The organism is Patescibacteria group bacterium, from assembly GCA_041665585.1.
Classification (GTDB): Bacteria; Patescibacteriota; Gracilibacteria; order JAHISY01; family JAHISY01; genus JAHISY01.
This window is the reverse complement of sequence record JBAYIN010000001.1, coordinates 110,812-134,395: the sequence shown is the minus strand read 5'-3', so window position 1 is coordinate 134,395 and position 23,584 is coordinate 110,812. Positions and strand designations below refer to the sequence as shown.

The window sequence follows — 23,584 nt, the reverse complement described above, 5'->3', positions numbered from 1 at the left end:
GTTTAAATTTTGCCGATTCGAGACGCAAATTTATTCGAACAACTTTTGAGTTCAGTCGTACTTTTTTGGAGAATTTTTGTGTTCACAAAATCATTGTACAAAAAGGCTTTTGGTGCAATTTACAAAAAACTGCGCTACGAATAAAATTTAATTATGATTCAGCTCTCTCACACCGCGACACGAACTGTCGGTTCGTCTACTTTTTTTGCGCGCACGATGGGCTACTTCGCGCTCGCACTCGCAGCCTGCGCTGGCGGAGTGCTTGCCGGAATATATTTAATCCCGACGACACTCATCACGAATACCGGATTTATGTTCGCGATGTTCGCCCTCACCTTGATTTTGGTTTTCACCGCGAAGCAGTGGAGTCGCGCTAGCTTCGGTTATTTGTTTTTAATTTTGTTCGCCGCGATCCTCGGAATCACGCTCGTCCCGCTCCTGGTCGCCGCCGCACTTGCGGCGGGAGTTTTGATTTTGGTAAAAGCCCTCGTCGCGACCGTCGCGATGTTTGCCGGATTGGCGCTTTTCGGCGCGATGACCAAACGCGACTTGACCGGACTTGGTGGCTTTTTGATGGCAAGTTTGATTGGCATGCTCGTCGTCTCACTGCTCACTTTTATTTTGAGTTTTTTCGGAATTTCCGTTTGGAACGATGGAATTGAATTGATTTTTTCCGGTTTTGGTGTTTTGATTTTTGCCGGTTTTACGGCTTACGACTTCCAAAAAATCAAAAAGCTCGAAGGAACTATTTCGCCAATTCAAGCCGCAATCTCGCTATTTCTCGATTTCATTTTACTTTTCGAATACATCCTGCGCTTCATGACTGCGCTCTCGCGCCGTTGAATAAAAAAATTTTGCAACACGGCGTTTTTCGATTAAAATTTTTCGCGAATTAACCCTCCTCCAAAATGTCCACCAGAATCAAAGCTCTCATGCTTAGCCTCACCATCGGACTCACCTCCCTTTTGGGTGTTGCAACCTTGACGACAGTCACGGCTCCGAGTGCTGCCGCCGACGAAATAGACGCGACTTGCACCGACTGGCAGATAGCCCAGGGTCTTTGTACAGCTGGTCTACGAAATCACATAAAGATAATCATTAACTGGTTTCTATTTTTCCTTGGATTCATCGCGACGATTTTCTTGATTTACGGCGGCTTTCTTTATATCACTGCTGGCGTCAGCGATGATAACATCGGCAAAGCGAAGAAAATTATTACTTACGCCGCAATCGGTATCATCTTGATCCTCATCGCCGCGGTCCTCGTCAATGCTCTCCTCAATATGATTGCTGGCGGTGTCGATAATCCGGTTTGAGAATTCCTGAGTAATTTGAAAAAGCCTCGCAACCGCGGGGCTTTTTTTTGTTTGAAAATCTGAGCTTGAGAGACAAACAACGCGAATCTCGAAGCTAATTCGAGCTTGAGCTGCGAAAAATTTTCAAGGTTCTGGAGGTAATTTTCTAATTCTTAATTTTGTAATTCCGCAAGTTCAAGTTTGTAAATGAACCATTTATTTTTCTGTTAGCTCAAATATGTGGTTCGAATTACAAATTCGAACCGGCGCATGTTGAGTGAGAAACAAAATGGCGAACTGGATCCTCGGCGAAATTTTGCAAAGCTAATCTTTTCGATTAAAATTTTCCGCGAACTAACCTCCTCCAAAATGTCCACCCGCATCAAAGCTCTCATGCTTAGCCTCACCATCGGACTCACCTCCCTCTTGGGCGTTGCGACTTTGACGACAGTCACCGCTCCGAGTGCTGCAGCTGATAACATAGATGCGACTTGCACCGACTGGCAACGGCAGCAAGGTCTTTGTACCGCCGGTTTACGACAGCTAATTAAAACAATAATAAATTGGTTTCTGTTTTTCCTTGGGTTCATCGCCACGATTTTCTTGATTTACGGCGGCTTTCTTTATATCACTGCTGGCGTCAGCGATGATAACATCGGCAAAGCAAAGAAAATTATCACCTACGCTGTAATCGGCATTATCGTCATCCTCATCGCCGCTGTCCTCGTCAATGCCCTGCTCAATATGATTGCAGGCGGCATCGACAATCCGGTGTGAGTTTTTGCTCGGCAATTCGAAAAAGCCTCGCGACTGCGGGGCTTTTTTTGTTTGAAAATCTAAATCTGAGAGACAAACAAACTAAAATCTAGCCAAGGAAAGGACATCACATGGCAAACCGACATCTCTCCGAAAAATTTTGCAAAGTGGGTACTTTAAACTATACAATTCTCCGGCAAGTTAACTGTTTCCAAAATGTCCACCCGCATCAAAGCTCTCATGCTTAGCCTCACCATCGGACTCACCTCCCTCTTGGGCGTTGCGACTTTGACGACGGTCACCGCTCCGAGTGCTACCGCCGATAACATTAGAAATAGCTGCACCACTTGGCAAATTAATCAGGGAGTTTGCGAACCAGATATGGGTCTACGAAAACTAGTCCAAATAATAATAAATTGGTTTTTATATTTCCTTGGGTTTATCGCAACAATTTTTTTGATTTACGGTGGCTTCCTTTATGTGACAGCTGGCGTCAGCGACGACAACATCGCCAAAGCGAAGAAAATTATCACCTACGCTGTAATCGGCATCATACTAATCCTCATTGCCGCTGTCCTCGTCAATGCCCTGCTCAATATGATTGCGGGCGGCATCGACAATCCAGTAGGAGGATGAAGCGGAGCCTAATCTTCAAAGTAATTCAAACGAAAAAGCCTCGCGACTGCGGGGCTTTTTTTGTTAAATTTTCTGAATTAACGCGACAATGTTAAAATGCCGTCACGATGAAATCAGACCTCAAATTTCTCAAAATTTTTTCCACCAGCTCCGCAGTGAGTTTGGGTGATGAGATTTGTCGCAGGGCTGGCGTTCCGCCCGGAAAACTGACGAGTAAAAAATTCGCCTGCGGCGAGCGCTATGTCCAGATCGGTGAATCCGTGCGCGGCTGCAATTGTTTCGTCATCTCGACGGCGACGCATAATGTCGATGAAGATTTGATGGAATTGTTTTTGACGATTGACGCACTGAAGCGCAGCCTCGCGAAATACATCCATGTCGTGATTCCGCACTTCGGCTACGCCCGCCAGGATCGCATCGCTGACCCGCGCGAGCCGATCTCGGCGAAGCTCGTGGCAAATCTGATCGAGACCGCTGGTGCGAAGCATGTCATCACGCTCGACCTGCACTCCGACCAAGCGCAAGCCTTCTTCGAGAAACCCGTCGACAATCTCACCGCGCAAAAACTTTTCTTGGATTATTTCGCCAAGAAGCAAATAAAAAATGCAGTCATAGTCTCACCGGATGCTGGTGGCGCGAAGAAAGCTGAGAAATTCGCGCGCCTGCTCGGCGCTGATCTCGCGATCCTGCACAAGTCCCGCCCCGCGCACAATCGCGCCGAGATTCAAAAAGTCGTCGGCGATGTCGGAGGTAAAGTCGCGATTCTCTTCGACGACATGGTCGACACTGCTGGATCAGTCGCCGCCGCCGCGGAAGTTTTGAGAAAAAATGGCGCGAAAAAAGTCTTCCTTGCCGCGACGCACGCCGTCCTTTCGGGCGAAGCCAAAACGAAATTGGAGCAAGCGAAATTTGAGGAAATTGTTTTCACCGATTCGATCCCGCAGAATTTCGGCAAATTGAAAAATGTGAAAATTCTCTCCATCACCGATTTACTCGCGAAAACAATCGTCGGCATTCACACCGGCCGCTCCGTCTCCAAGCTCTGGGAAGCGCACAAAAACTAAGCGCATCTCAAACCACTATAGCTAACAAACTATAATTCAACATAATCTACATGCTTCCTAACCATGCCGTTAACGGCATGGTTAAAAATGTACGCGTGTTGGTGTTGTTTTGCAGTTGTTTAGCCATATTATCATTACCGCGAAGCTTGTCCTCGAGAAATCGGGGGACGGGGAACCAGAAATTAGCCCAGCTCAATTTTTAAGGTATCCTTTTTTTTCACACTCAGCTAAATCTTTTTCGAAGATTTTTGCGATGGGAATTTTGTTAGCTGTATGAATCGCTTCAAGCTCTGAAAGTTCACGCGCGAAAATTTTTGTAAATTCTGAAAAATTTTTCTGCTGCACGACCGCCGCCAAACTCAGCCAATAAAAAACCTGCGAGCTTTCAAGCAAAAAGTCCTGTTCGAAATCGTCTGAGTGGCGATGCGAACCATCGACGACCCCCGTCAGCTCAGCGAATTCTTCAGCTGCGCGCTTGCGAAAAAACTCTGCATCTTTTTCCTGGAGCATTTTGGCTGTGCCCGACTCGAGAAATTGATTCGAATCGCGCAGCATCACGAAAACGGCAAAGAGTTTTTCCGCCAAGGCTAGCTCGTTTGAATTCACAAAACTTTTTTAAAGAAACAGCTGCGTGCACCAGTGTGACAAACTTTCAAATTGGCATCGTGCGCAACCTTGATAATAATCGAATCGTCGTCGCAATCAGCGAGCACTCCAACCACTCGCAAAACATTGCCACTCGTCTCGCCTTTCTTCCAAAGCTTCTGGCGTGAGCGTGAGAAAAAATGCGCTTCTTTCGTCGCGACTGTTTGGTCGAAAGCTTCCTGATTTTGAAAAGCGAGCATCAAGATTTCGCCGGTTTCGATGTCCTGCACAACCGCCGGGATCAGTCCACCCATTTTTGCGAAGTCGAGTTTCAGTGCATTCATGCTGTAATTCTAACTGGAATTCCATTTTCCGCGAGGAAATCTTTGATCGCAACAATCGAGGTTTCTTTGAAGTGAAAAATCGAAGCCGCGAGTGCCGCGTCCGCCGAAGTTTTTTGAAAGACTTCGAGGAAGTGCTCGGCGCGTCCGGCTCCGCCACTCGCGATGACTGGAATTTTGAGCGCGTCGGAAACGGCACGCGTGAGTGGAATGTCGAAACCATTTTTCGTGCCGTCCGCGTCCATCGAGGTCAGCAGGATTTCACCCGCGCCCATTTTTTCACCGCGACGCGCCCACTCGACCACTCTGAGTCCGGAATTGCGGCGACCACCGTGCGTGAAGACGGCGAACTCTTCGCCAACTTTTTTGGAGTCGATTGCGAGAATCAAATTCTGCGAACCAATCGCCTCAGCGATTTCAGCAATCAAATTGGGATTGGCGACCGCAGCAGAATTGATCGCGATTTTGTCCGCTCCTGCGGCGAGAATTTTTTTCGCATCCGCGACCGAGCGCACACCGCCACCCACCGCGAACGGGATGAAAACTTGGCTCGCGACTTGGGCAATCATTTCGAAAACTGTCTCGCGCGAATCCGAGGAAGCGGTGATGTCGAGGAAGCAAAGCTCGTCCGCCGACTCGCCGTCGTAAAATTTCGCGAGTGCGACCGGATCGCCCGCATCGCGGAGATTTACGAATTCGACGCCTTTGACGACGCGACCTCGATCGACATCGAGACACGGGATGATGCGTTTGGTGAGCACACAGGAATTTTAGCGTAAAATGCGAGCGATGAATTTAGATGAACTTCGCGGAAAAATCGATGCGACGGATGCCGAGATTTTAAAATTAATCGCGCGCCGACAGGATCTCGCCGCCGAAATCGCCGCAGCGAAACGCGCGACCGGCAAGAAAGTTTTTGATCCGGCGCGTGAGAAAAAATTACTAATCGAAAAAAAGCAGCTCGCCGCCAAGCTCGGTATCCCGACAGACGAAGTCGAGAAAATTTTTCGCGCGCTTTTCGCGACGAGCCGCTCCGCGCAGTCGAGCTATTTCGAGCTGGCGCAGAAACTGACGCCTAAGAAAATCGTCTACCGCGAGAAAAAAATTCAGACGAGCTTGAGTTTGCTCGAAATTTTCGCGCGCCTCCGGCAGAATTTCGAAACTTGTTTTTTGCTCGAGTCGCTCGGCGAGGACGCGGATTTTTCGCGCCAGAGTTTCGTCGGCTTCGCTCCGCACGCTGTCATTCGCGCCGAACCCGGGAAGTTAATTGTCGATGGCAAAGTCTTCGCCGCGCCGAATCCCTACCTCGCGCTCAAGAATTTCTTGCCGCGCTTACCGCGCGGGCGCGGCTTCCGCGGCGGACTCTTCGGTTATCTGACTTACGAAGCGACGCGTTATTTCGAGCCGAGCGTAGAGTTCAAGAAAGATCCCGCCTGGCCGGATTTTGAGTTCGGACTTTATTTTGACGGCTTAATTTTCGATAAAAAAACGGGTGAACTGAAATATTTTTATCTGTCCGAAGACCGCTCCAAACTGCTCGAGAAAATTTTGGCGAAGAAGCTAAAACCTGAGCCGAAATTTCACGCCAAAGCGCGCGGCGTCAACATCACCCAAAAAGATTTCGAAGCGAAAGTCGCACTCGGTCAAAAGGAAATTCTCGCGGGCAATACTTTTCAATTTCAATTCGGACGCAAAAGCTACTTCGACCTCTCCGGTGACCGCCTGGAATTTTACGCGACACTGCGCGAAGTGAATCCGAGTCCGCACATGTTTTATTTGAAGTTCGGCGAAAGACCTGTCGGTCGAAGCTCGAAGAGCGAAGTCCGAGAATTGATTGGCAGCTCACCGGAGCTCATCGTCCGCGTCGAAAACGGTAAGGTGGAAAATTATCCGCTCGCCGGCACGCGGAAAATTACGGGTGACAAAAAAATCGACGCTGCACTCGGACGCGAACTTTTGAGCGATGCGAAAGAACGCGCCGAACACCTCATGCTCGTCGACCTCGGGAGAAATGATGTCGGACGCGTCAGTGAGTTCGGCAGCGTCAAGGTGCCGAAATTTATGCAGCTGAAAAAGTTTTCGCATGTCCAGCACATCGGCAGCGAAATCGTCGGAAAATTAAGAAAGGGCTTGACGGCTTTCGACGCGCTCGCGACGAATACACCCGTCGGCACGGTCAGCGGTGCGCCGAAGATCGAGACGATGAAAATTATCGAGCGACTCGAAAAAGATCCGCGCGGACCCTACGCGGGTGCAGTCGGATTTTTCAGTCTGACGGGCGACTGCGTCTTCGCGGCGAACCTGCGAAGTCTCTTCGCCGCCGGCAAAAAAGCGACTGTCCAAGCTTCGGCAGGCATCGTCGCCGACTCCGTGCCGCGCCACGAATTTGGCGAAGTCGAGAAAAAAGTTCGCGGCGTAATTACGGCGCTCGAAAAAGCGAGCCAACGAGGCTAAAATCGGGAACATGAACTCCAAAGCCATTCCCGATCTCGCGACGCTGCGCCATTCCGCGAGCCATGTCCTCGCCGCCGCCGTGCTCGAAATGTTCCCCGACGCCAAGCTCGGCATCGGTCCCGCCATCGAGGGCGGTTTTTATTACGACTTTCTGCTGCCACGCACGCTGATTCCTGAGGACCTCGGACTGATTGAGAAAAAAATGCAGCACCTCATCAAACAGAATTTGAAGTTTGAGAAATACGAGGAGCCAATTGAAGAGGCGGAAAATTTTTTGAAAAAAACCGAGCAGATTTTGAAACTCGAACTCGTCGCCGATTTGAAACAAGCGGGTGAGACGAAAGTTAGTTTTTATAAAACCGGGAACTTTGTGGACTTGTGCAAAGGTCCGCATGTCGCCGGGACGAATGAACTGAAAGCGGTGAAGCTCACGCACATCTCGGGCAGCTACTGGCGCGGTGATTCCGATCGCGTCCAGCTGCAGCGAATCTATGGTGTCGCTTTCGCGAGTAAGGAGGAATTACAGAAATGGGAGGAGCAAATGCGCGAAGCCGCGAAACGCGACCACCGCGAGCTGGGGAAAAAATTGGATTTGTTTTCCTTTCACGCTGCCGCACCCGGTGCCGCCTTTTGGCATCCGCGCGGAAAATTTATTTACGACGGCTTGATGAATTTCATGAAGCGCGAAAATGAAAAACGCGGCTACCAGGAAATCGCGACGCCGATCGTGCTCTCGAGCGACCTCTGGAAGCAGTCCGGCCACTACGAGAATTTCAAGGAAAATATGTACTTCACGGAATTCGAAGAACGCGAGTTCGCCGTGAAGCCGATGAATTGTCCGGGTGGCTGCCTGCTCTTCGCGGAAAAAATTCCGAGCTACCGCGAGCTGCCGATCAGGAATGCTGAGTTCGGCGTCGTCCACCGTCTCGAGCTGTCCGGCGTCCTGCACGGTCTCCTGCGTGTACGCGAATTTCGCCAAGACGATGCGCATGTTTTTTGCTCGCCGGAACAATTGGAAGCCGAGATTGTGAAAATTATTGAATACACCACGGATGTTTACAAACATTTTGGTTTTGAAAATTACGAGCTCTTCCTCGCGACGCGCCCGCCGAAGAAAGCCATCGGTTCGGATGAAGTTTGGGAAAAATCCACCGTCGCGCTCGAAGGTGCGATGCGAAAATTAAATTTGCAGTGGGGCGTGAAAGAAGGCGAAGGTGCCTTTTACGGTCCGAAAATCGAATTCAATGTGAAAGACGCGCTCGGGCGCAATTGGCAGCTCGGTACCTGTCAGATTGATTTCAATCTGCCGGAGAGATTTGATTTGAATTATGTCGCCGCCGACGGCGAGAAACACCGTCCGGTCATGATTCACCGCGCCATCATCGGCTCGTTTGAAAGATTTTTCGCCGTCCTGCTCGAGCATACCGCTGGCAATCTCCCGCTCGAATTGCAGCCGGAAGTCGCGCGCATCATTCCCGTCGCTGCAGAATTTTTGGGAGCGGCGGAAAAATTTACAGCGGAGCTGCAAGCGAAAAATGTACGCGTCGGCATCGACCGCTCGAATGATTCGCTCTCGAAAAAAGTGCGGAATGGTGAGCTACTGAAAATTCCTTTCCTCCTCATCGTCGGCGAGAAAGAAGCGCAAGAAAATAAAATCACGGTACGCGAGCGCGGGGAAAAAGAGCAAGCCACTCTTTCGCTCGCTGAATTTATCAAAAAGATTTCGTAATTTAATTATTAGAACAATATGTCAGATTCTTTTGAAAAATCCGAAGATACTCCAAATGTCGAACTACAATTAGACGCATTACTCTATTTCCACAAAGGAGAACATTTGCGAATTGGGGTTCGTGGATCACGAGAATATCTAGAGGCTATTTTAAAATACTTTCGTGATAAATCATTTACTATAGCAGAAACAAGCATTAGCCAGCTTGGGAACGCTTTTCCTGTTCCGCAAGATATATCAAATGCAGGGTATGTTGTTGTTGTCGATTCAACAGGTGACTGGGATAACCATACAATGAATAAAGAACTTAAAACAAGAACTGATTTAAAAATTTCCGACCAGCAGAATGCAGTTTTTGTTTCATGGACACAAAACAAAAACGAAACCTCAGGAAAGGGCTCTGAATTTGATTCTTCTTTTTTAGAAATATAAGCATTTTTCGTTATCAACAAAAATTTTTCACATTCGATTTTGTTTTAAAATTAGTCTTTTGCCTTTCTCTAAAATTCGCGCGCACAGCCCCACCCCCAAATTAGTTTTGATTGGTAGTTTCGGCGCGGGCAATGTCGGCGATGAATTAATCTTGGCGGGATTTTTGCAAAAAATTCGTAAGGAATTGCCGCGAGCCAAAGTCGTCGTGCTCGCCGGCAACCCGAAATTGGTGCGCCGCTTTCACGGCGTGGACGCACTGCCGCTGCTCCCGACCGGACTGCGCAGTTTTTGGAAAATGAATTGGTGGCGCAGCCTGCAGAAAATTCGCACAGCCGACGCAATCATCTTCCCCGGCGGCGGACTTTTTTCCGACGAGGAAAGCTGGCGCGCGGTTTTTCTCTGGGGTCTGCATATTTTGGTTGCGCGTTATTTTTGGAAACCGGTTTATTTGCTCGGTCAGTCCGTCGGACCATTTGAAAAAAAATGGACGCGCAAATTCACGCGCTTTTGTCTAGCGAAAACCGAGTGGATTGGTGCGCGCGATGCCGCAAGCGAGGCGGAGCTCACGCGCAGCGGAATCCCAGCGCGCAAAATTCGCAGTGGCCGCGACACGGCGCTCTGGCTGATAGCGCGTCTGCCAAAAATGCGCGAAGTGAAAAAACGCGGTGTGCTGAAAGTTTTGGTCTCGGTGCGCGACTTTCCGAAAATTGAGCCGCGATTTTGGCATGAGCTGGCACGCGCGCTCGACCTGCTGGCTGAGAAAAAACATGCACGAATTTTCTTCGCGGAATTCGGAGCTGGCGATCGTGCCGTCTGGCAAAAAGTTCGCCGCCGCACGAAAAATTCCGCGACTTGGAAAACTCTCACATTGCCGGAGTCGGCGGAAGAAGTTTTGCGCGCAGTGAAAAAATTTGACCTCGTCATCGGCATGCGCCTGCACTCGCTCATCGCGGCACAGCTCACCGGCGTACCGGCAGTCGGGCTGAATTACTCGCGCAAGATTGGCGAATTCACCGACAAAGCGCTCTCCATCCAGAACTTCAAAAAAGAACAGCTCCTCAAAAGTTTGAGTTAATCGACTCGATGCCAAAAAAAACGCCACCAATTTTTAAGTTTGTTTTTGAGATAAAAATTTTTGGCTGATTGGCGCGACCAGAGAAAAAATCCCTGCGCTTTTTTGCGGCGTGTGAAGACGCGCAATTTGGCGAGCGTGCGACCACCCAAACCTTGCCCGCGAAATTTTTTGTCGATGACAAGCTTGCGGATATAAAGCAGCGCGAAAATTCCGAGACCAATCCGCGCGAAAGAAAAGGCGCCCAAAGTTTTTTTCTTCTTGCGTAAAAGCACGACGCGTTTGTCACGAATCAAATCGTCAATCTCGCCCAAGCTCAAATCGCGGTCCAGCTCCCGAAAAAGCCGCGCAACCTTCGGCGCATCAGCTTCCTCGGCTAAACGCATTTTGCAGCGACGAAATAATTTCATTTTTTCAAACCAAGTCTTTCGAGGGCGCGCAGTGCCTCGATCGGCACCATCCAAACTGTCGTATTGGATTGATCCGAGGAAATATCGTTGATGGACTGGAGTGTGCGCAAATGCAACGCGCCTTCAGTGCTCGAAAGCATTTTCGCGGCTTTCGCCATGTTCTCGGCTGACGCGACTTCACCTTCGGCCTTGATGATGACTGCCCGCTTCTCGCGTTCAGCCTCCGCCTGCTTGCCCATCACGCGCTTCATCTCGTCATTCAGTCCGATATCTTTCAGCTCGACATTGCTCACATCAATCCCCCACATATCGGTCGCCTCGTCCACGATCATCTTTATCTTCGAAGAAACCGCATTGCGCTGACCCAGCAAATCGTCGAGCGGCACCTGACCGACGACATTGCGCATCGTCGTCTGCGCGAGCTGTGCGGTCGCATTGCGAAAATTCTCAACTTCGATAATCGCCCGCGCCGCGTCTTTCACTTTGTAGTAAATGACTGCGTTGATGCGCACGGAAACATTGTCCTTCGTCATCGCCTCCTGGTCCGGCACATCGACCGCCTTCACGCGGATATCGACTTTGGTCAGCGATTGGAAAATCGGAATGACGATGCGCCAGCCCGGCTCGACGGTCTTGGAATACCTGCCGAAAGTATAGAGCACACCGCGTTCGTACTGATTGATCTGCCGGATGAAGATAAAGAGCAAGATAATCGCCAGGGCGATTAAGCCAAAACCGGAGAAAAGTGGGGAAAAGTCTTGCATATTAAAAGAGTTATTGGAATTTTGAAGCAACCAAGGCAGCGCGTTCGTCAGAACGATGAAAAGAATAATCCAACGCACGAAACTTTTCGTCTTTTGGGCCACGACGGGATTCTGATTCTTCAGGTTTTGCAGAATCTCATTCACATCGATTTCGGGCTTACGCGGTTCAGACAAGGATTTAGCTTAAAAATTTTTGCAATTCCGCAACCAAATTTTCTTTCGGCATCCCGCCGACGACCGTCGCAACAACCGCACCATTTTTGAAAATTTTGAAAGTCGGAATCGACATCACGCCAAATTTTTGCGCGAGCTCACCCTCCTCGTCGATATTAATTTTGCCAACTTTGACCCGACCGGCAAACTCCTGCGCGATTTCGCCGACGACAGGCAACATCATTTGGCAGGGTCCACACCACGGTGCCCAAAAATCCACCAGGACAACCCCCGTGCTGATTTCGCTCTCGAAATTCGAGGCGGTGAGGTTAATTTCAGACATTTTAAAAAGATTAAAAACTTATTTTAGCTTATAAAAAATTTTTCCGCGCACACGCAAATCAATGTACACAAATTTTTGTTTGCCAAGCTTCAGTGTGCCCGCCGCCGCGACCAGCTTATCAATCTGAGTCTTGTAATCACTCGCGAAATCGAGCCACACATCGAAATTGCGTTCGGTCTTGAGATGCGCTTCGCGCGAAATCGGAAAATACTGCGTGCTCAAAATCTTCAGATCCGTCACTGACTCGAAATAAAAAACCGCCTCGCGAATAAAAGTCAGCTGCGCCGGATCAATCACGCGCACCGTCGGATCGCTGAAGTCGACCTTCTCTCCCACGAGTAGCAAAAGCGTGTCGCGATCAGGCGACTCCCCGACCACGCGAAAACCGTTCTCGTTCAAGAAAATCGATTCGGCATTTGTCTTCAGCTCGGCGACTATCGGAAATTTGAAAACCTCGACGGAAATTTCGCGCGGATATTTTTTATGAATCACGACGCGCGAAATATCGGGCTGAACAGCGCGCACTGCCGCCGCCAGCGTATTTTGCTTGAGTGAAAAAATATTTTTACCGAAAGCGAGATCGCGAATGGAAAGCTCAATCTGCTCGAGCGGCAAATCAAGACTACTGCGCGCGATGGAGATTTTTTCGATATTGAAAAATCCGGAGAATTGCGTGAAGCCAATCAGCGCGCCGAAAGCCGCGACCGCCAGCACGAGGTAAACTTTTTGGCGCACGGTGAACAACCTGCTCACTCTTTTTTCGGATTGGAAAACGCGCGCCGCCAAATGCTCCTTGCGTCGCCGACAAAAAACTCGACTGAAAAATCGGTTCAATTTACGCTGCCGAAAAGAGATACGCGTCACGCTGAAATTTTAACACCCTCAAATTTTTGGGGAATTGCATCGAGGAAATTCTGACCGTAATTTTTGCCCAGCAGTCGCGAATCCAGCGCGAAAAAATTAACCGCTGATTCGAGGCGCGCGAATTCCGCCCACATTTTTTTGAAACGCAAAACCGTCGCGGGCAAAGTCTGCGTCAACCAATCGTCGCCGGCGCAGACGAAAAACGGTAACTTAATCACAATGTAATTTTCAAAATCAACGACCGGCAAACGGCTGCCCGGCGTCAGGATGACGACCGCGCGACCAAGCGCGCGCAAATTTTCCGCTGACGGAACCTTGCGGAAAAAAATCGGCAACGCAAGTTCCGCTGTCGCCCGCTCGGCGAATTTACCCGCCTCAGCGCGATTCGGAAAAACGAGCGCCGTCAGACCGGAAAACTCCGGCAACTGCGTGAGCAGAAATTTCGTGACCGCCGGAAAAAATTGCGGCGCGGCTGGATCAGGTGCATTCTCCGCGACGAAAAAACACGGCGCATTCTCCGTCGGAATCTTGGTCGCCGGGAAATCAGCTGGCAGCGCAAATTGCCTCCGCGCAAAAGTGAAATCATCCGCCGCATCCATCGCGCTGTCGATTAGGAAATCTTTAGCAAAATCGAGCGGCAGAAAAGCACGCGGCTCGATGGAAATCGTAATTTCACCAAGCGCGTTCGAGCGCAGCGCTTTCGCGCAATTGGAATTCGAGTCGAGAAAATTTTGCAGCGCGTGCACAACCGACGGCGGCAGCTCCGCAGAAATTTCGGCGAGCAAATTTTGACCGGCTTCGACCACTTTGGAAAAATTCGCCAAGCCGCTCGCGAGAGTGAAATCCAGCCGCCCAAATTGCGGTGCCGCCTCGCGAAAAAGTAGACCGAGCAAACCCCACCAAATTTGAATTTTGTCGAAAGCCGCCGGAGCGAGCAATTCCAGATTCGACAAATCCAAATCGAGTGAAGCTGCCTGCGCGCGATTCTCTGAAAACGAAGCCGCGTCCGCAATGATGCGGCGACGCGCTGAATCAGCGAATTCGAACGCCGCGTGGTCACTGACGAGGACTTTCGAATTCGAACTCGCCGAAATTTCTTCCGCGGCGACGAAAGCGAAGAGTAAGTTTTCGGCGCGCGTGAGATTGAGCTCGTGTCGATTTTTATCCGAATGGAGAATCAGCTTAGCGGCGAGCGTGAGCTCAGTCGGCGTTAATTTTTTAGTGAGAAATTTTTCCAACTTCTGCGCATCGACATAATTTTGTGGTGCGAAAAATTGCGCAGCCGGCAACTCCCGCGCGGTGAAATTGGAGGCGAAGAAAATCGCGCTCGGCTGATTGAATTTTTCCGCAGCAGCCAGAATTTCGTTGGGCTGAGCCGAGACTTCGATCAGCTTCGCATCACCGGAAAATTCGGTAAATAATTTTTCGACGACGGACTCGCGCACCGCGACATTCGCGACGAGAGCGTTTTCGAATTCGCGCGGATCCATTTCCGAACTCAAAACTAATTCGGCAAAAATTTGCGGCCAACCTTTTGCGGAATTGAGATTCCGAATGCGTTCCCATTTTTCAGCGGAAAAATTCCGAGCGAGCGCCGTGAGCACGCGCAAAAGCTCGCGGGTCGCCTCAGCATCGGCGAGCGCACGGTGCGCGTCTTCGTGAAAAATTTGAAATTTCTGCGCCAAGCTCTCGAGACCGAGTGATTCGCCGCGCGGCAAAATCAAACCGGCGAGCAGGAAAGTGTCGAGCGTGGTGCGGCCAGAAAAATCGAGACCTGCCGTCGTGAGGAAGTCGAGATCAAACGGAAGATTGTGCCCGACGAGAATAGAATCCGTCAGGAAATTTTCAATCTCATTTTTTTTGTCAGGAAATTTAGGCGCGTTCGCGAGGTCGGAATTTTGGATGCCGGTCAGCTGCTCGACGAATTGAGGAATTCTGGTCGGAGAATGAAAAAGTGAATCGAAGCTGGCGAGATTTTGGGCAAGTGAAAACTTGACCGCACCCAACTCGATGATGTTATCTCGCCGCGAATCAATACCGGTTGTTTCGCAATCCAAAGCCACGAATTCGATTCCTCGCATAAAAGTTTTGTTAATTGATTAAGGGCGCCTTTTGAAAATTTGGCGAGTCGCTTTTGGTTATTCTGCGACTTCCGGTGAGGTGGGTCAATCGCTTTCGGAGAAAAAATTTTGTAAATTGGGTCTCCCTCCTTCCGATGGATTACAAAAATTTTTGGCTTTCGATTTTGCGCCGCCTTGAGCCGACCATCTCCCGTTCGCAATTTTTGACTTGGTTCCAAAATACCGCCGCGCTCTCGCTCGAAAATGACACGCTCATCGTCGGCACGCCGACGAATTTTGCACGCGACTGGATTGCTCAAAAATACGCCATCAAAATTTTACAGGCTGCCGAGGAAGAAAACTCCGCGATCAAAGAAGTCACCTTCGATGTCGATGCAGCCCTGAGCGATGGCATCGATCCACGCACGATTGATCTGCGCGCCGTCTTCGCCAAACCGAATGACAAAAAAATTTACAAAGCCCGCGGACGCGAAGAAGTCATCCTGACCCGTTCGGGTATTCTCTCCGCGAAACTCAATCCGCGTTTCACGCTCGCGAATTTCGTACCCGGTGCGGAGAACCGCCTCGCGCACGCCGCGGCGCTCTCGGTCGCGCGCGCTCCCGGCATGACCTATAACCCACTCGTGATCTACGGCGGAGTCGGTCTCGGCAAGACGCACTTGCTCTCCGCGATTGGTCACGAAGTCCTGACCAACAATCCCAACAAAATCGTCGCCTTCACCAACGCCGAAATTTTCACGCGCGAATTCGTCGAGGCTTCCAAAAAATTCCAGGCGGACGAATTCAAGAAAAAATACCGCGATGTCGATGTGCTGCTTTTCGATGATGTTCAATTCCTCGAAAATCGCGACAAGACACAGACTGAGCTTTTCAATATCTTCAATGAACTGCACGGTGCCGGCAAACAAATCGTCTTCACGAGCGACCGCCCGCCGTCCGAACTCACCGCGATCGTCGACCGTTTGCGCAGCCGCCTGACCTGGGGACTGATCGCCGAAATCGAACAGCCGAGCTTCCAGTCGCGTCTCGAAATTCTCAAATCCAAAACGCGCGAACGCCGCGCCATCCTCGATCCCGAGCTGCTCGAATTCATCGCGCTAAATGTCTCGGACTCCGTGCGCAGTCTCGAATCCGCGCTAGCTTGGTCCATCGCGCAGACCGATTTGCTGAAGACTCAGCCGACCGTCCGCGAGCTCGGCAAGATGCTCGGCAAGGTCAATAAAAAAGAGCGCATGCTCGGCCTGCCCGAAAAGACACCGGAGCTCTCGATCAATACGCCGGCTGAGATGATCGAGCTCGTCGCCAAACATTTCAATCTCTCGACCGAAGCGATCCGCGGCGAATCCCGCAAAAAAGAATTTTTGACTGCCCGCCAAATCGCGATGTACCTCGCCCGGGAAATTCTCGGCTGCGGCCTTGCAGAAATCGCGCAAAATTTTCAGCGCGACCATTCGACTGTGCTGCACTCTGTCCGCAAAATTTCACGCGAACTCCAAAAAAACGAAGCGCTCATCCGCCATGTGAACGCAGTCAAAAAAGAAATGGGACTGTAAATCAAGCTCTCAGCTCCAAAGGAAAAACTCTTAACCTAATCTAGAAACTAATTTTTGGTTTGAGGGAAAAGAATTTTTCGTTTTTCAAAATCCTCCCTAACCCTGCCTACCGGCAGGCAGGCCTCCTTTGCGAAAGAAGGGAATTTACGGAATCGGAATTTATTTGAAAATTCGACCAGCTAACCAATGACCCTCCGAACCAATGACTTAAAGACTTAATGACTTAATGACCCATCACCCTCCGAACCAATGACTAAACGACTTAACGACTTAACGACTTAATCACCCTCCGAACCAATGACTCAACGACTTGAAGACTTGATGACTTAACCAGATGTTGTTCGAAAAAGTTTTCTAATTTAAAATCCACCGGCTTATTTATTTAAAAAATTTAATTTAATTTCCATGCCCACCACCCTGCCAAACATCACTCTGCTCGCCATCGGCGCCGCACTCTTCGCCATCGCTTGGGCAATCATCACAATCATCCGCGTGCTAAAAAAACCTGCTGGCGACAGCCGCATGCGTGAAATTGCTTCTTTCATTCAGGAGGGCGCGAATGCATATTTGTACCGCCAGTATTTGGTCATCGGAGCTTTCGCCGTCGCGATTTTTTTCCTCTTGGCGTTCGCTCCTGGAATGGGCTGGAATCTCGCGATTGGTTTCGCGGGTGGCGCGATTCTCTCTGGCGCGGCTGGCTACATCGGCATGAGCGTCTCTGTGCGCGCCAATGTCCGCACGACTGAAGCTGCTAAGAAAGGTTTGAGCGCAGCACTCGATGTCGCTTTCAAGGGCGGATCGGTGACGGGTTTCTTCGTCGTCGGCTTGGCCCTAGGCGGAGTCGCGACACTGTATCTCTATCTGACGAAAGTTGTCGGCTTGGCGATTTACCCAGCGACAGAAGCTCTGGTCGGCTTCGGATTCGGCGCTTCACTCATCTCGCTCTTCGCTCGCGTCGGTGGCGGCATCTTCACGAAAGCTGCTGATGTCGGAGCGGACTTGGTCGGCAAAGTCGAAGCCGGTATTCCGGAAGACGACCCGCGCAATCCCGCGACCATCGCTGACAATGTCGGTGACAATGTCGGTGACTGCGCCGGTATGGGCGCGGATCTTTTCGAGACCTACGCCGTGACGATGATTGCCGCGATGGTTTTGGCAGCGATTTCGCTCGGTGGGGAAAATGCGTTGACGGAAAATCATGTCCTCCTACCACTCGCGGTCGGAGCCGCTTCCATCGTCGCGACTTTCTTCGGAACTTTCTTCGTCCGACTCGGTAAGAAAAATAACATCATGCGCGCTCTGTATCAGGGTACTTTTGTGACGGCGCTTTTGGCGGCAATCGCTTTTTACTATATCAATGAAAACCTCACGGGCGACACGAATATTTTTTACGCTGGCTTGGTCGGCTATGTCATCACGATCCTGCTCGTCGCCATCACGGAGTATTACACCTCGACGCGCTACGCTCCTGTGCGTTCCATCGCGAAAGCTTCAACCACCGGCGCCGGCACCAACATCATCGAAGGTCTCGCCATCGGTCTCAAATCAACTTTTTGGCCGACGCTCACCATCGTCGGCGGCATCGTGGTCGCTTACCACTTCGCCGGACTTTACGGAATTGCCATCGCCGCAGTCGCGATGCTCTCGACCACAGGCATGGTCATCGCGATGGACAGCTACGGTCCGATCACGGACAACGCCGGTGGCATCGCCGAGATGAGCAAGCAGCCGGAAAAAGTGCGCAAAATTACGGACGCGCTCGACGCCGTCGGCAACACGACCAAAGCCGTGACGAAAGGTTATGCCATCGGCTCAGCCGCACTCGGCGCCTTGGTACTTTTCCAGGCTTACGGTGACACGCTGCTCGCGAATAATCCAAGCGGCAATTTCGATTTCTCACTCAATAATCCGCCGGTTTTAGTCGGCTTACTTTTGGGCGCGCTCTTACCTTTCATTTTCTCCGCTTACTGCATGCAGGCCGTCGGTCGCGCCGGTTTCTCCGTCGTCGAGGAAGTGCGTCGCCAGTTCCGTGAAATCAAAGGCATCATGGAAGGCAAAGCCAAACCGGACTACGCGCGCTGCGTCGATATCGTGACGAAAGCCGCGCTGAGACAAATGATCGTACCAGCCCTCATCGCTGTGACGGCGCCAATCATCGTCGGCTATCTCTTCGGACCAATCGCTTTGGCGGGACTTCTGATCGGCGTAATTGCCTCCGGCTTACTCGTCGCACTCATGATGTCGAATGGCGGCGGTGCCTGGGACAATGCGAAGAAGTACATTGAAGATGGGAAATTCGGCGGCAAAGGCAGCGACGCGCACAAAGCCGCGGTAGTCGGCGACACCGTCGGCGATCCGTACAAAGACACTGCCGGACCCGCAATCAATGCCTTGATCAAAGTCATCAACACCATCGCTTTGATTCTCGCCGCCATCTTGGCGAACTGGGGCGGGTTGATTCACATGTAAAAGAATTGACCACCCTAGAAAGTGCAGGGAAACCGCATATCGCGTATAGTTTTGGTGTGTTTCGGAAATAAATTTTTCACCCTAAATCATGAAGCATATTCATTTAGAAGATTCATGGATAATAAAAGCTCCTATTGAGGAAGTTTTCAACATCGTTACTGATTTTGAGAACATGCCAAAAAATTTTCCTAAAGTTGCCGAATCGCTCGTTACTACAAAACGAGAAGGCAATAGTTTGGAAATTGACGCTCAAGTAAAATCTTTTGGCACCACTTTCCCTGTCAAAATGAAAACCAAAATCATCCCACAAAGAGGTTTTATTTCTGATAACCAGAATTCGAAGCTCGGCATATCAGGGCATGAGGAGTTTTTATTGAAAAAGGTGAGAGGTGGCACAAAAATCAACTATGTTTACGAGGTTGATATTCATAAAAAGTGGTTGCGAATTATTGCCAAGCCACTTATCGGCTGGTTTGCCATGAAAGCATGGGAAAAGGCTGTAGTGAATGAACTGAGAAAAATTTTAGAAAAATAGTGAGAAATATATTTAAAAGGAATTTTCCAAAACTTCTCATATCCTTAAACATTAGACCGTCCGGATATTTCCTATTTGAATTGCTTTCTTCCAAACTTTTATTTAAAATCTGCCGGCTAATTTTTTCCGATGAATGAAATCCTGACTCTCCCCGCCTTGCCCCGCAATCTCGCGGCGAAAACGCGCAAACTGCGCGCTCTGCGCCAAATCCCTGCGGAATACTACGGCAAAGGTAAAGAAAATCTCCACCTCACGCTGGATTACCAGACTTTCCGCAAACTTTTCCGCGCCGCTGGTTCGAGCTCGATTATCAATCTCGCCGTCGAAGGTGAGAAGGAGCCACGCGAGATTCTGGTACACAATGTCGATTACGATCCGATTACAGATGAATTTTCGCATGTCGATTTGATGCAGATTGAACGCGGCAAAAAAATCACGACCAGAGTTCCGATTCACCTCACTGGCGAAAGTCCTGCGGTCAAGAGCCTGGGCGGTATCCTCACGCATGGCAAAAGTGAGATCGAGATCAAGTGTCTGCCACGCGACCTTCTCAAAGAAATCGTCATCGACATCGCCTCGCTCGAACAAATCGGCGCCAGCGTGCGTGTGAAGGATTTGAAAATTGATCCTAAAAAACACGAGGTTCTGGAAGAAGCCGAAGCCATGCTGGTGACAATCATCGCGCCGAAGACTGCCGAACAGATCGAGGACGAACTCGCCAAAGATGTCGGCGATACCGTCAGCGAAGATGTGAAGAAAGAAGCCGAGAAAGAAAAAGCGGCAGCGCAGGCAAGCAAAGAAAGCGACACGGAAAAGAAAGGCGGCGAGAAAAAATAATCTTCTGAATCTGAAATGGTGGACTTCACTTTTTTGCGCGATTTGCGCGGGCGGAAGAAGCTGCTTCTCATTCTCGTCGGCATAATAATTTTCTTGGTCACACTGATTCTTGGTCGACTTTTTTTCGAATACCTGGCTTCAGGCTCCTCTCGTGCGAATCGAGATGATGCCCTCACCCGCTCGATTAGTGATTTGATCGTGCCACCCACAATCGAGAATGAAGTTCTGCCGAAAACCCAGTCGGGAATCTCACCGCTCACTGGCGGCGTGATCAAAGGCAAAGTGGCGGTCAAGCTGGTCGGCGTAATCATCGAAAACTTGCCCGCCAGTCGTCCACAAATGCGCGGACTGGATGAAGCCGGCATCGTGATCGAAGCACTGGCGGAGGGTGGCATCACGCGCTTCCTCGCAGTCTTCGACACAAGCGAAGCTAAGAAAGTCGGGCCCGTGCGCTCTGCTCGACCGTATTTCGTCGAGTGGGCAGCGGAGCTCGGCGGCGCACTGGTACATGCCGGCGGCAGCACCGAAGCGCTCACGAAATTGGCAGCGAGCAATCTGGCGGACTTCGACGAGGACGGCGAAATGGTCTACCGTGACTTTCAATTTTTAGCACCGCACAATCTTTTCGTAAATCTGGCGGATGTCCGGGTAAATTTGCCCGAAAATAATTCGCTGGAAAGCCGCTTCGATTTCTCCGGAAAAATTCCGGCGACGGCAACCGATGTGCGCCAATTTTCGCTTGATTTCAGTTTGCCGAGCTATCTGGTCGAATATAATTACGATGCAACTGACGGCAAATACGCTCGCAAAATCGGCGGCGTACCGCACAAGGCAGGTGGCAACGCGATTCGCCCAGCGAACATAATCATCCAATTCACGGAGTATTTCCCCATCGACGACGCGGGACGACTTGAGCTCAAGACGACTGGTGAAAATACGGCATGGTATTTTTCGGAGGGAAAATTTTGGCGCGGAGTCTGGCGCAAAATCGACGGGCGCACCAAATTTTTCGACAATTTCGGCCGACCCGTGAGCCTCAATCCCGGTCAAACTTTCATCGAAATTTTGGATGCCAGCGCCCGGGTCAAAATCCCGAAAGCTATTTGAATCTCGAAGCTAGTTTAAGTTTGGGTCGCGAAGAGTTTTCGAATTTCTCGTCTCAAGTTTTTAATTTTTTATTAATCTCGTTTTTTAACCCCGGAATTAATTCCAGGAGTGCTGGCGCTGGAATTTCAAGCGTTTCACTTTTTTCCCAAAGTTTATCCGCACTTGTCGTTAACCCACCACTTCGCGACGCTAAATCTCCCCAAACCTTCTTTGCGAAAGAGGGGCTTTTTCAAACCTCCTCCGTGCTCCATGTTCCAATGTTTCGAGATTCGGTTTATTGACCAACTGACCAATAACCCTCCGAACCTAATGACCAATGACCATCCATGTTCCATGCTATGTGTTTCATGTTCCAAGTGTATCGAAGTTTGCCGACCGAGTGAGCGCAGGTTAAAATTTGCGCCGATGATTAATAATTTTTCCCACCTCATTGGCAAAGCCAAAAAAGTTTTGCTTTCGCTTCGTGAGGAGGCCGCTCGCACTCGCGAGGAAAACCGGCGCTTGCTGGCTCTCGAAAAAAAGCTGACAACAACATCGGACAAAAATCGCGGTCCTGTGCAGGTCGGTATTTCGACGAGCTCGGTCGCGCGCGCGACTCTCGCAATTTTGGGAATTATCGCGCTCGGTTGGTTCTTGCTCGCGATTAAAAATATTCTCGCACTCTTCTTCATCGCCGCCTTCATCGCAGTGGCGCTTGATCCAGCTGTCGACAAAATGCAGAAATGGCACATTCCGCGATCAGTCGGAATTCTGCTGATTTATGTTGTTTTCGTGGGAGTTGTCGGGCTAGTCCTCGCCTCATTCGTGCCAATCCTCGCGAATGAAATTCCGAAACTCGCGACCGCGGTCTTGGATTGGGTCGGAAAATTCGGCATCGACACCACAGCCATTCAAACGCAAATCACCAATTTACAAAATTACCTGACCAACCTCCAACAAAATCTCAGCCGCGAAAACATTGCTGCTGGTCTCAGTTTTTTGGGCGCCATCAGCCAAAATGCTTTTGCGGTGGTGAAATCAGTCGCTGGCGGAGTGGTGAATTTCGTGTTCGTTTTTGTGATCGCCTTCTTCATGACCATCGACGAAAACGGAATCAAAAGTTTTTTAATCAAACTTTTCCCGCACCGCTTCCATCACTATCTCCTGGAAAAAGGCACACTCATCAAAGACAAGCTTGGTCTTTGGATGCGCGGACAAATTATTTTGATGATTATCATCGGCCTGCTGACCTATGTCGTGCTAAAAATTGCAGGCGTACATTATGCGGCGACCCTCGCGACTTTCGCCGGCTTCACGGAATTACTGCCTTATGTCGGTCCGTTTTTAGCCTTAATCCCTGCGGCAATTTTGGCACTGAGCCAAGGCGGTCCGGTCTTCGCGCTCGTGATTGTTGTAATCTACTTTGGCGTCCAGCAGCTCGAAAATAACATCATCGTCCCGCTCGTGATGCGCAAAGCCGTCGGTCTCTCGCCAATTATCATAATGTTCGCGATGCTCGTCGGTGCCAGCTTCCCCGAGACCATCAATCCGGTCGTTGGCATCATCATTTCCCTGCCAATCGCGACGGCGATTTCAGTCTTCGTCAACGACTATTCGACGCGCGAGAAATAATTAAACCGAAACCAGAATCCCGCCGGCAATCACAAGCACCGCACCGATGATGATTTTGACGATGCCGAGCGCAGTCAGACTGGTGAATTCTTTGAGGAGAATTAAGCCGAGTACAGTCGCGACGAGCGTGTTGGTATTGAAAAGTGCGACGAAGCTCGAGGTCGGCGCACCGCGGCGATAGCCGAGCGCGATGCAGACTGAACCGAGCGAAAACATGACTGCGGCGAGCAGCGCGAAGCCCCACTCTTTTTTGGCGAAGAATTGCGCGTCATCGCGGTAGTACAGAAACAGTGCCAGATTAATCACGATAATCACGATGCCGGAAAGTACGCCGTATGCGAAAGGTGAAAGCATGTGTGCCGAAATTCCGCCAAGCGCGAGCTTCTGCGGGATATTCGCCGCACCGAGCAGCAGTGCCGCTCCAATCCCGAAAAGAATCCAAGTAGGCAAATTAATTTAAAATTGAAAATTGAAAATTTAATATGCTCATTTC

24 protein-coding genes are annotated in these 23,584 nt (G+C 50.2%); 15 read left to right on the top strand and 9 right to left on the bottom strand.

Features of this window, described 5'->3' with window-relative positions:
- The first annotated feature begins 153 nt into the window (after positions 1 to 153).
- From WCV72_00730 to WCV72_00710, 5 genes are all read left to right on the top strand, one after another.
- Positions 154 to 843 carry a Bax inhibitor-1 family protein gene (locus WCV72_00730; GenBank protein MFA6457899.1) on the top strand — a complete coding sequence of 230 codons (690 nt, stop codon included), beginning with the start codon at positions 154 to 156 and terminating at the stop codon, positions 841 to 843.
- A 65-nt stretch (positions 844 to 908) separates the two neighbouring features.
- Positions 909 to 1,316, top strand: coding sequence for a hypothetical protein (locus WCV72_00725; GenBank protein MFA6457898.1), 408 nt, complete (start codon positions 909 to 911; stop codon positions 1,314 to 1,316).
- Positions 1,317 to 1,664: 348 nt separating this feature from the next.
- Complete coding sequence (locus WCV72_00720; GenBank protein MFA6457897.1) at positions 1,665 to 2,072, top strand: pilin; 408 nt, start codon at positions 1,665 to 1,667, stop codon at positions 2,070 to 2,072.
- Between the two features lie 195 nt (positions 2,073 to 2,267).
- A complete protein-coding gene (locus tag WCV72_00715; GenBank protein MFA6457896.1) occupies positions 2,268 to 2,687 on the top strand; it encodes a hypothetical protein in 420 nt (139 codons plus the stop codon).
- A gap of 107 nt (positions 2,688 to 2,794) precedes the next feature.
- Positions 2,795 to 3,751 carry a ribose-phosphate pyrophosphokinase gene (locus WCV72_00710; GenBank protein ID MFA6457895.1) on the top strand — a complete coding sequence of 319 codons (957 nt, stop codon included), beginning with the start codon at positions 2,795 to 2,797 and terminating at the stop codon, positions 3,749 to 3,751.
- Positions 3,752 to 3,943: 192 nt separating this feature from the next.
- On the opposite strand, the gene WCV72_00705 is transcribed toward WCV72_00710, so the two are convergent.
- From WCV72_00705 to hisF, 3 genes are read right to left on the bottom strand one after another with little or no spacing between them, the layout of a single operon-like run.
- Positions 3,944 to 4,357, bottom strand: a complete 414-nt coding sequence (locus WCV72_00705) for a hypothetical protein (protein MFA6457894.1) — start codon at positions 4,355 to 4,357, stop codon at positions 3,944 to 3,946.
- Positions 4,354 to 4,680 (bottom strand): phosphoribosyl-AMP cyclohydrolase, encoded by a 327-nt coding sequence (gene hisI / locus WCV72_00700; protein ID MFA6457893.1) that lies wholly within the window; start codon positions 4,678 to 4,680, stop codon positions 4,354 to 4,356. The genes WCV72_00705 and hisI overlap by 4 nt, the downstream gene beginning before the upstream one ends.
- Entirely contained in the window at positions 4,677 to 5,438 is a 762-nt protein-coding gene (gene hisF, locus WCV72_00695) for an imidazole glycerol phosphate synthase subunit HisF (protein ID MFA6457892.1), read from the bottom strand. The genes hisI and hisF overlap by 4 nt, the downstream gene beginning before the upstream one ends.
- Before the next feature lie 28 nt (positions 5,439 to 5,466).
- On the opposite strand from hisF, the gene WCV72_00690 reads away from it, so the two are divergent.
- From WCV72_00690 to WCV72_00675, 4 genes are read left to right on the top strand one after another with little or no spacing between them, the layout of a single operon-like run.
- Positions 5,467 to 7,131 (top strand): chorismate-binding protein, encoded by a 1,665-nt coding sequence (locus WCV72_00690; GenBank protein ID MFA6457891.1) that lies wholly within the window; start codon positions 5,467 to 5,469, stop codon positions 7,129 to 7,131.
- A gap of 10 nt (positions 7,132 to 7,141) precedes the next feature.
- Positions 7,142 to 8,860: a threonine--tRNA ligase gene (gene thrS, locus WCV72_00685; protein ID MFA6457890.1), complete on the top strand. Its 1,719-nt coding sequence runs from the start codon at positions 7,142 to 7,144 to the stop codon at positions 8,858 to 8,860.
- An 18-nt stretch (positions 8,861 to 8,878) separates the two neighbouring features.
- Positions 8,879 to 9,292 (top strand): hypothetical protein, encoded by a 414-nt coding sequence (locus WCV72_00680; protein MFA6457889.1) that lies wholly within the window; start codon positions 8,879 to 8,881, stop codon positions 9,290 to 9,292.
- A 58-nt stretch (positions 9,293 to 9,350) separates the two neighbouring features.
- Complete coding sequence (locus tag WCV72_00675; protein MFA6457888.1) at positions 9,351 to 10,367, top strand: polysaccharide pyruvyl transferase family protein; 1,017 nt, start codon at positions 9,351 to 9,353, stop codon at positions 10,365 to 10,367.
- Here the strand turns inward: WCV72_00675 and WCV72_00670 are convergent.
- The 5 genes from WCV72_00670 to WCV72_00650 are packed head-to-tail and all read right to left on the bottom strand — an operon-like array spanning position 10,364 to position 14,979.
- On the bottom strand, positions 10,364 to 10,750 hold the full coding sequence (locus tag WCV72_00670; GenBank protein MFA6457887.1) for a GNAT family N-acetyltransferase: 387 nt from the start codon (positions 10,748 to 10,750) through the stop codon (positions 10,364 to 10,366). The genes WCV72_00675 and WCV72_00670 overlap by 4 nt on opposite strands.
- Positions 10,751 to 10,770: 20 nt before the next feature.
- Positions 10,771 to 11,712, bottom strand: a complete 942-nt coding sequence (locus WCV72_00665; GenBank protein ID MFA6457886.1) for a slipin family protein — start codon at positions 11,710 to 11,712, stop codon at positions 10,771 to 10,773.
- 4 nt (positions 11,713 to 11,716) lie between these two features.
- Complete coding sequence (gene trxA / locus WCV72_00660; protein MFA6457885.1) at positions 11,717 to 12,034, bottom strand: thioredoxin; 318 nt, start codon at positions 12,032 to 12,034, stop codon at positions 11,717 to 11,719.
- An 18-nt stretch (positions 12,035 to 12,052) separates the two neighbouring features.
- Positions 12,053 to 12,898, bottom strand: a complete 846-nt coding sequence (locus tag WCV72_00655) for an FtsQ-type POTRA domain-containing protein (protein ID MFA6457884.1) — start codon at positions 12,896 to 12,898, stop codon at positions 12,053 to 12,055.
- Positions 12,895 to 14,979 (bottom strand): 3'-5' exonuclease, encoded by a 2,085-nt coding sequence (locus tag WCV72_00650; GenBank protein MFA6457883.1) that lies wholly within the window; start codon positions 14,977 to 14,979, stop codon positions 12,895 to 12,897. The genes WCV72_00655 and WCV72_00650 overlap by 4 nt, the downstream gene beginning before the upstream one ends.
- A gap of 134 nt (positions 14,980 to 15,113) precedes the next feature.
- Between WCV72_00650 and dnaA the strand changes: the two genes are divergently transcribed.
- From dnaA to WCV72_00620, 6 genes are all read left to right on the top strand, one after another.
- Positions 15,114 to 16,532, top strand: a complete 1,419-nt coding sequence (gene dnaA, locus WCV72_00645; GenBank protein MFA6457882.1) for a chromosomal replication initiator protein DnaA — start codon at positions 15,114 to 15,116, stop codon at positions 16,530 to 16,532.
- A gap of 405 nt (positions 16,533 to 16,937) precedes the next feature.
- Complete coding sequence (locus tag WCV72_00640; protein ID MFA6457881.1) at positions 16,938 to 19,001, top strand: sodium-translocating pyrophosphatase; 2,064 nt, start codon at positions 16,938 to 16,940, stop codon at positions 18,999 to 19,001.
- Positions 19,002 to 19,089: 88 nt separating this feature from the next.
- Positions 19,090 to 19,536 carry an SRPBCC family protein gene (locus tag WCV72_00635; GenBank protein ID MFA6457880.1) on the top strand — a complete coding sequence of 149 codons (447 nt, stop codon included), beginning with the start codon at positions 19,090 to 19,092 and terminating at the stop codon, positions 19,534 to 19,536.
- Positions 19,537 to 19,665: 129 nt separating this feature from the next.
- Positions 19,666 to 20,373, top strand: a complete 708-nt coding sequence (locus WCV72_00630) for a 50S ribosomal protein L25 (protein MFA6457879.1) — start codon at positions 19,666 to 19,668, stop codon at positions 20,371 to 20,373.
- A 15-nt stretch (positions 20,374 to 20,388) separates the two neighbouring features.
- Entirely contained in the window at positions 20,389 to 21,480 is a 1,092-nt protein-coding gene (locus WCV72_00625; protein ID MFA6457878.1) for a DUF3048 domain-containing protein, read from the top strand.
- Between the two features lie 405 nt (positions 21,481 to 21,885).
- Positions 21,886 to 23,091, top strand: coding sequence for an AI-2E family transporter (locus tag WCV72_00620; protein ID MFA6457877.1), 1,206 nt, complete (start codon positions 21,886 to 21,888; stop codon positions 23,089 to 23,091).
- On the opposite strand, the gene WCV72_00615 is transcribed toward WCV72_00620, so the two are convergent.
- The gene (locus WCV72_00615) at positions 23,092 to 23,541 is read right to left on the bottom strand and encodes a hypothetical protein (GenBank protein MFA6457876.1); all 450 of its coding nucleotides are present in this window, start codon (positions 23,539 to 23,541) and stop codon (positions 23,092 to 23,094) included.
- Positions 23,542 to 23,584 lie beyond the last annotated feature (43 nt).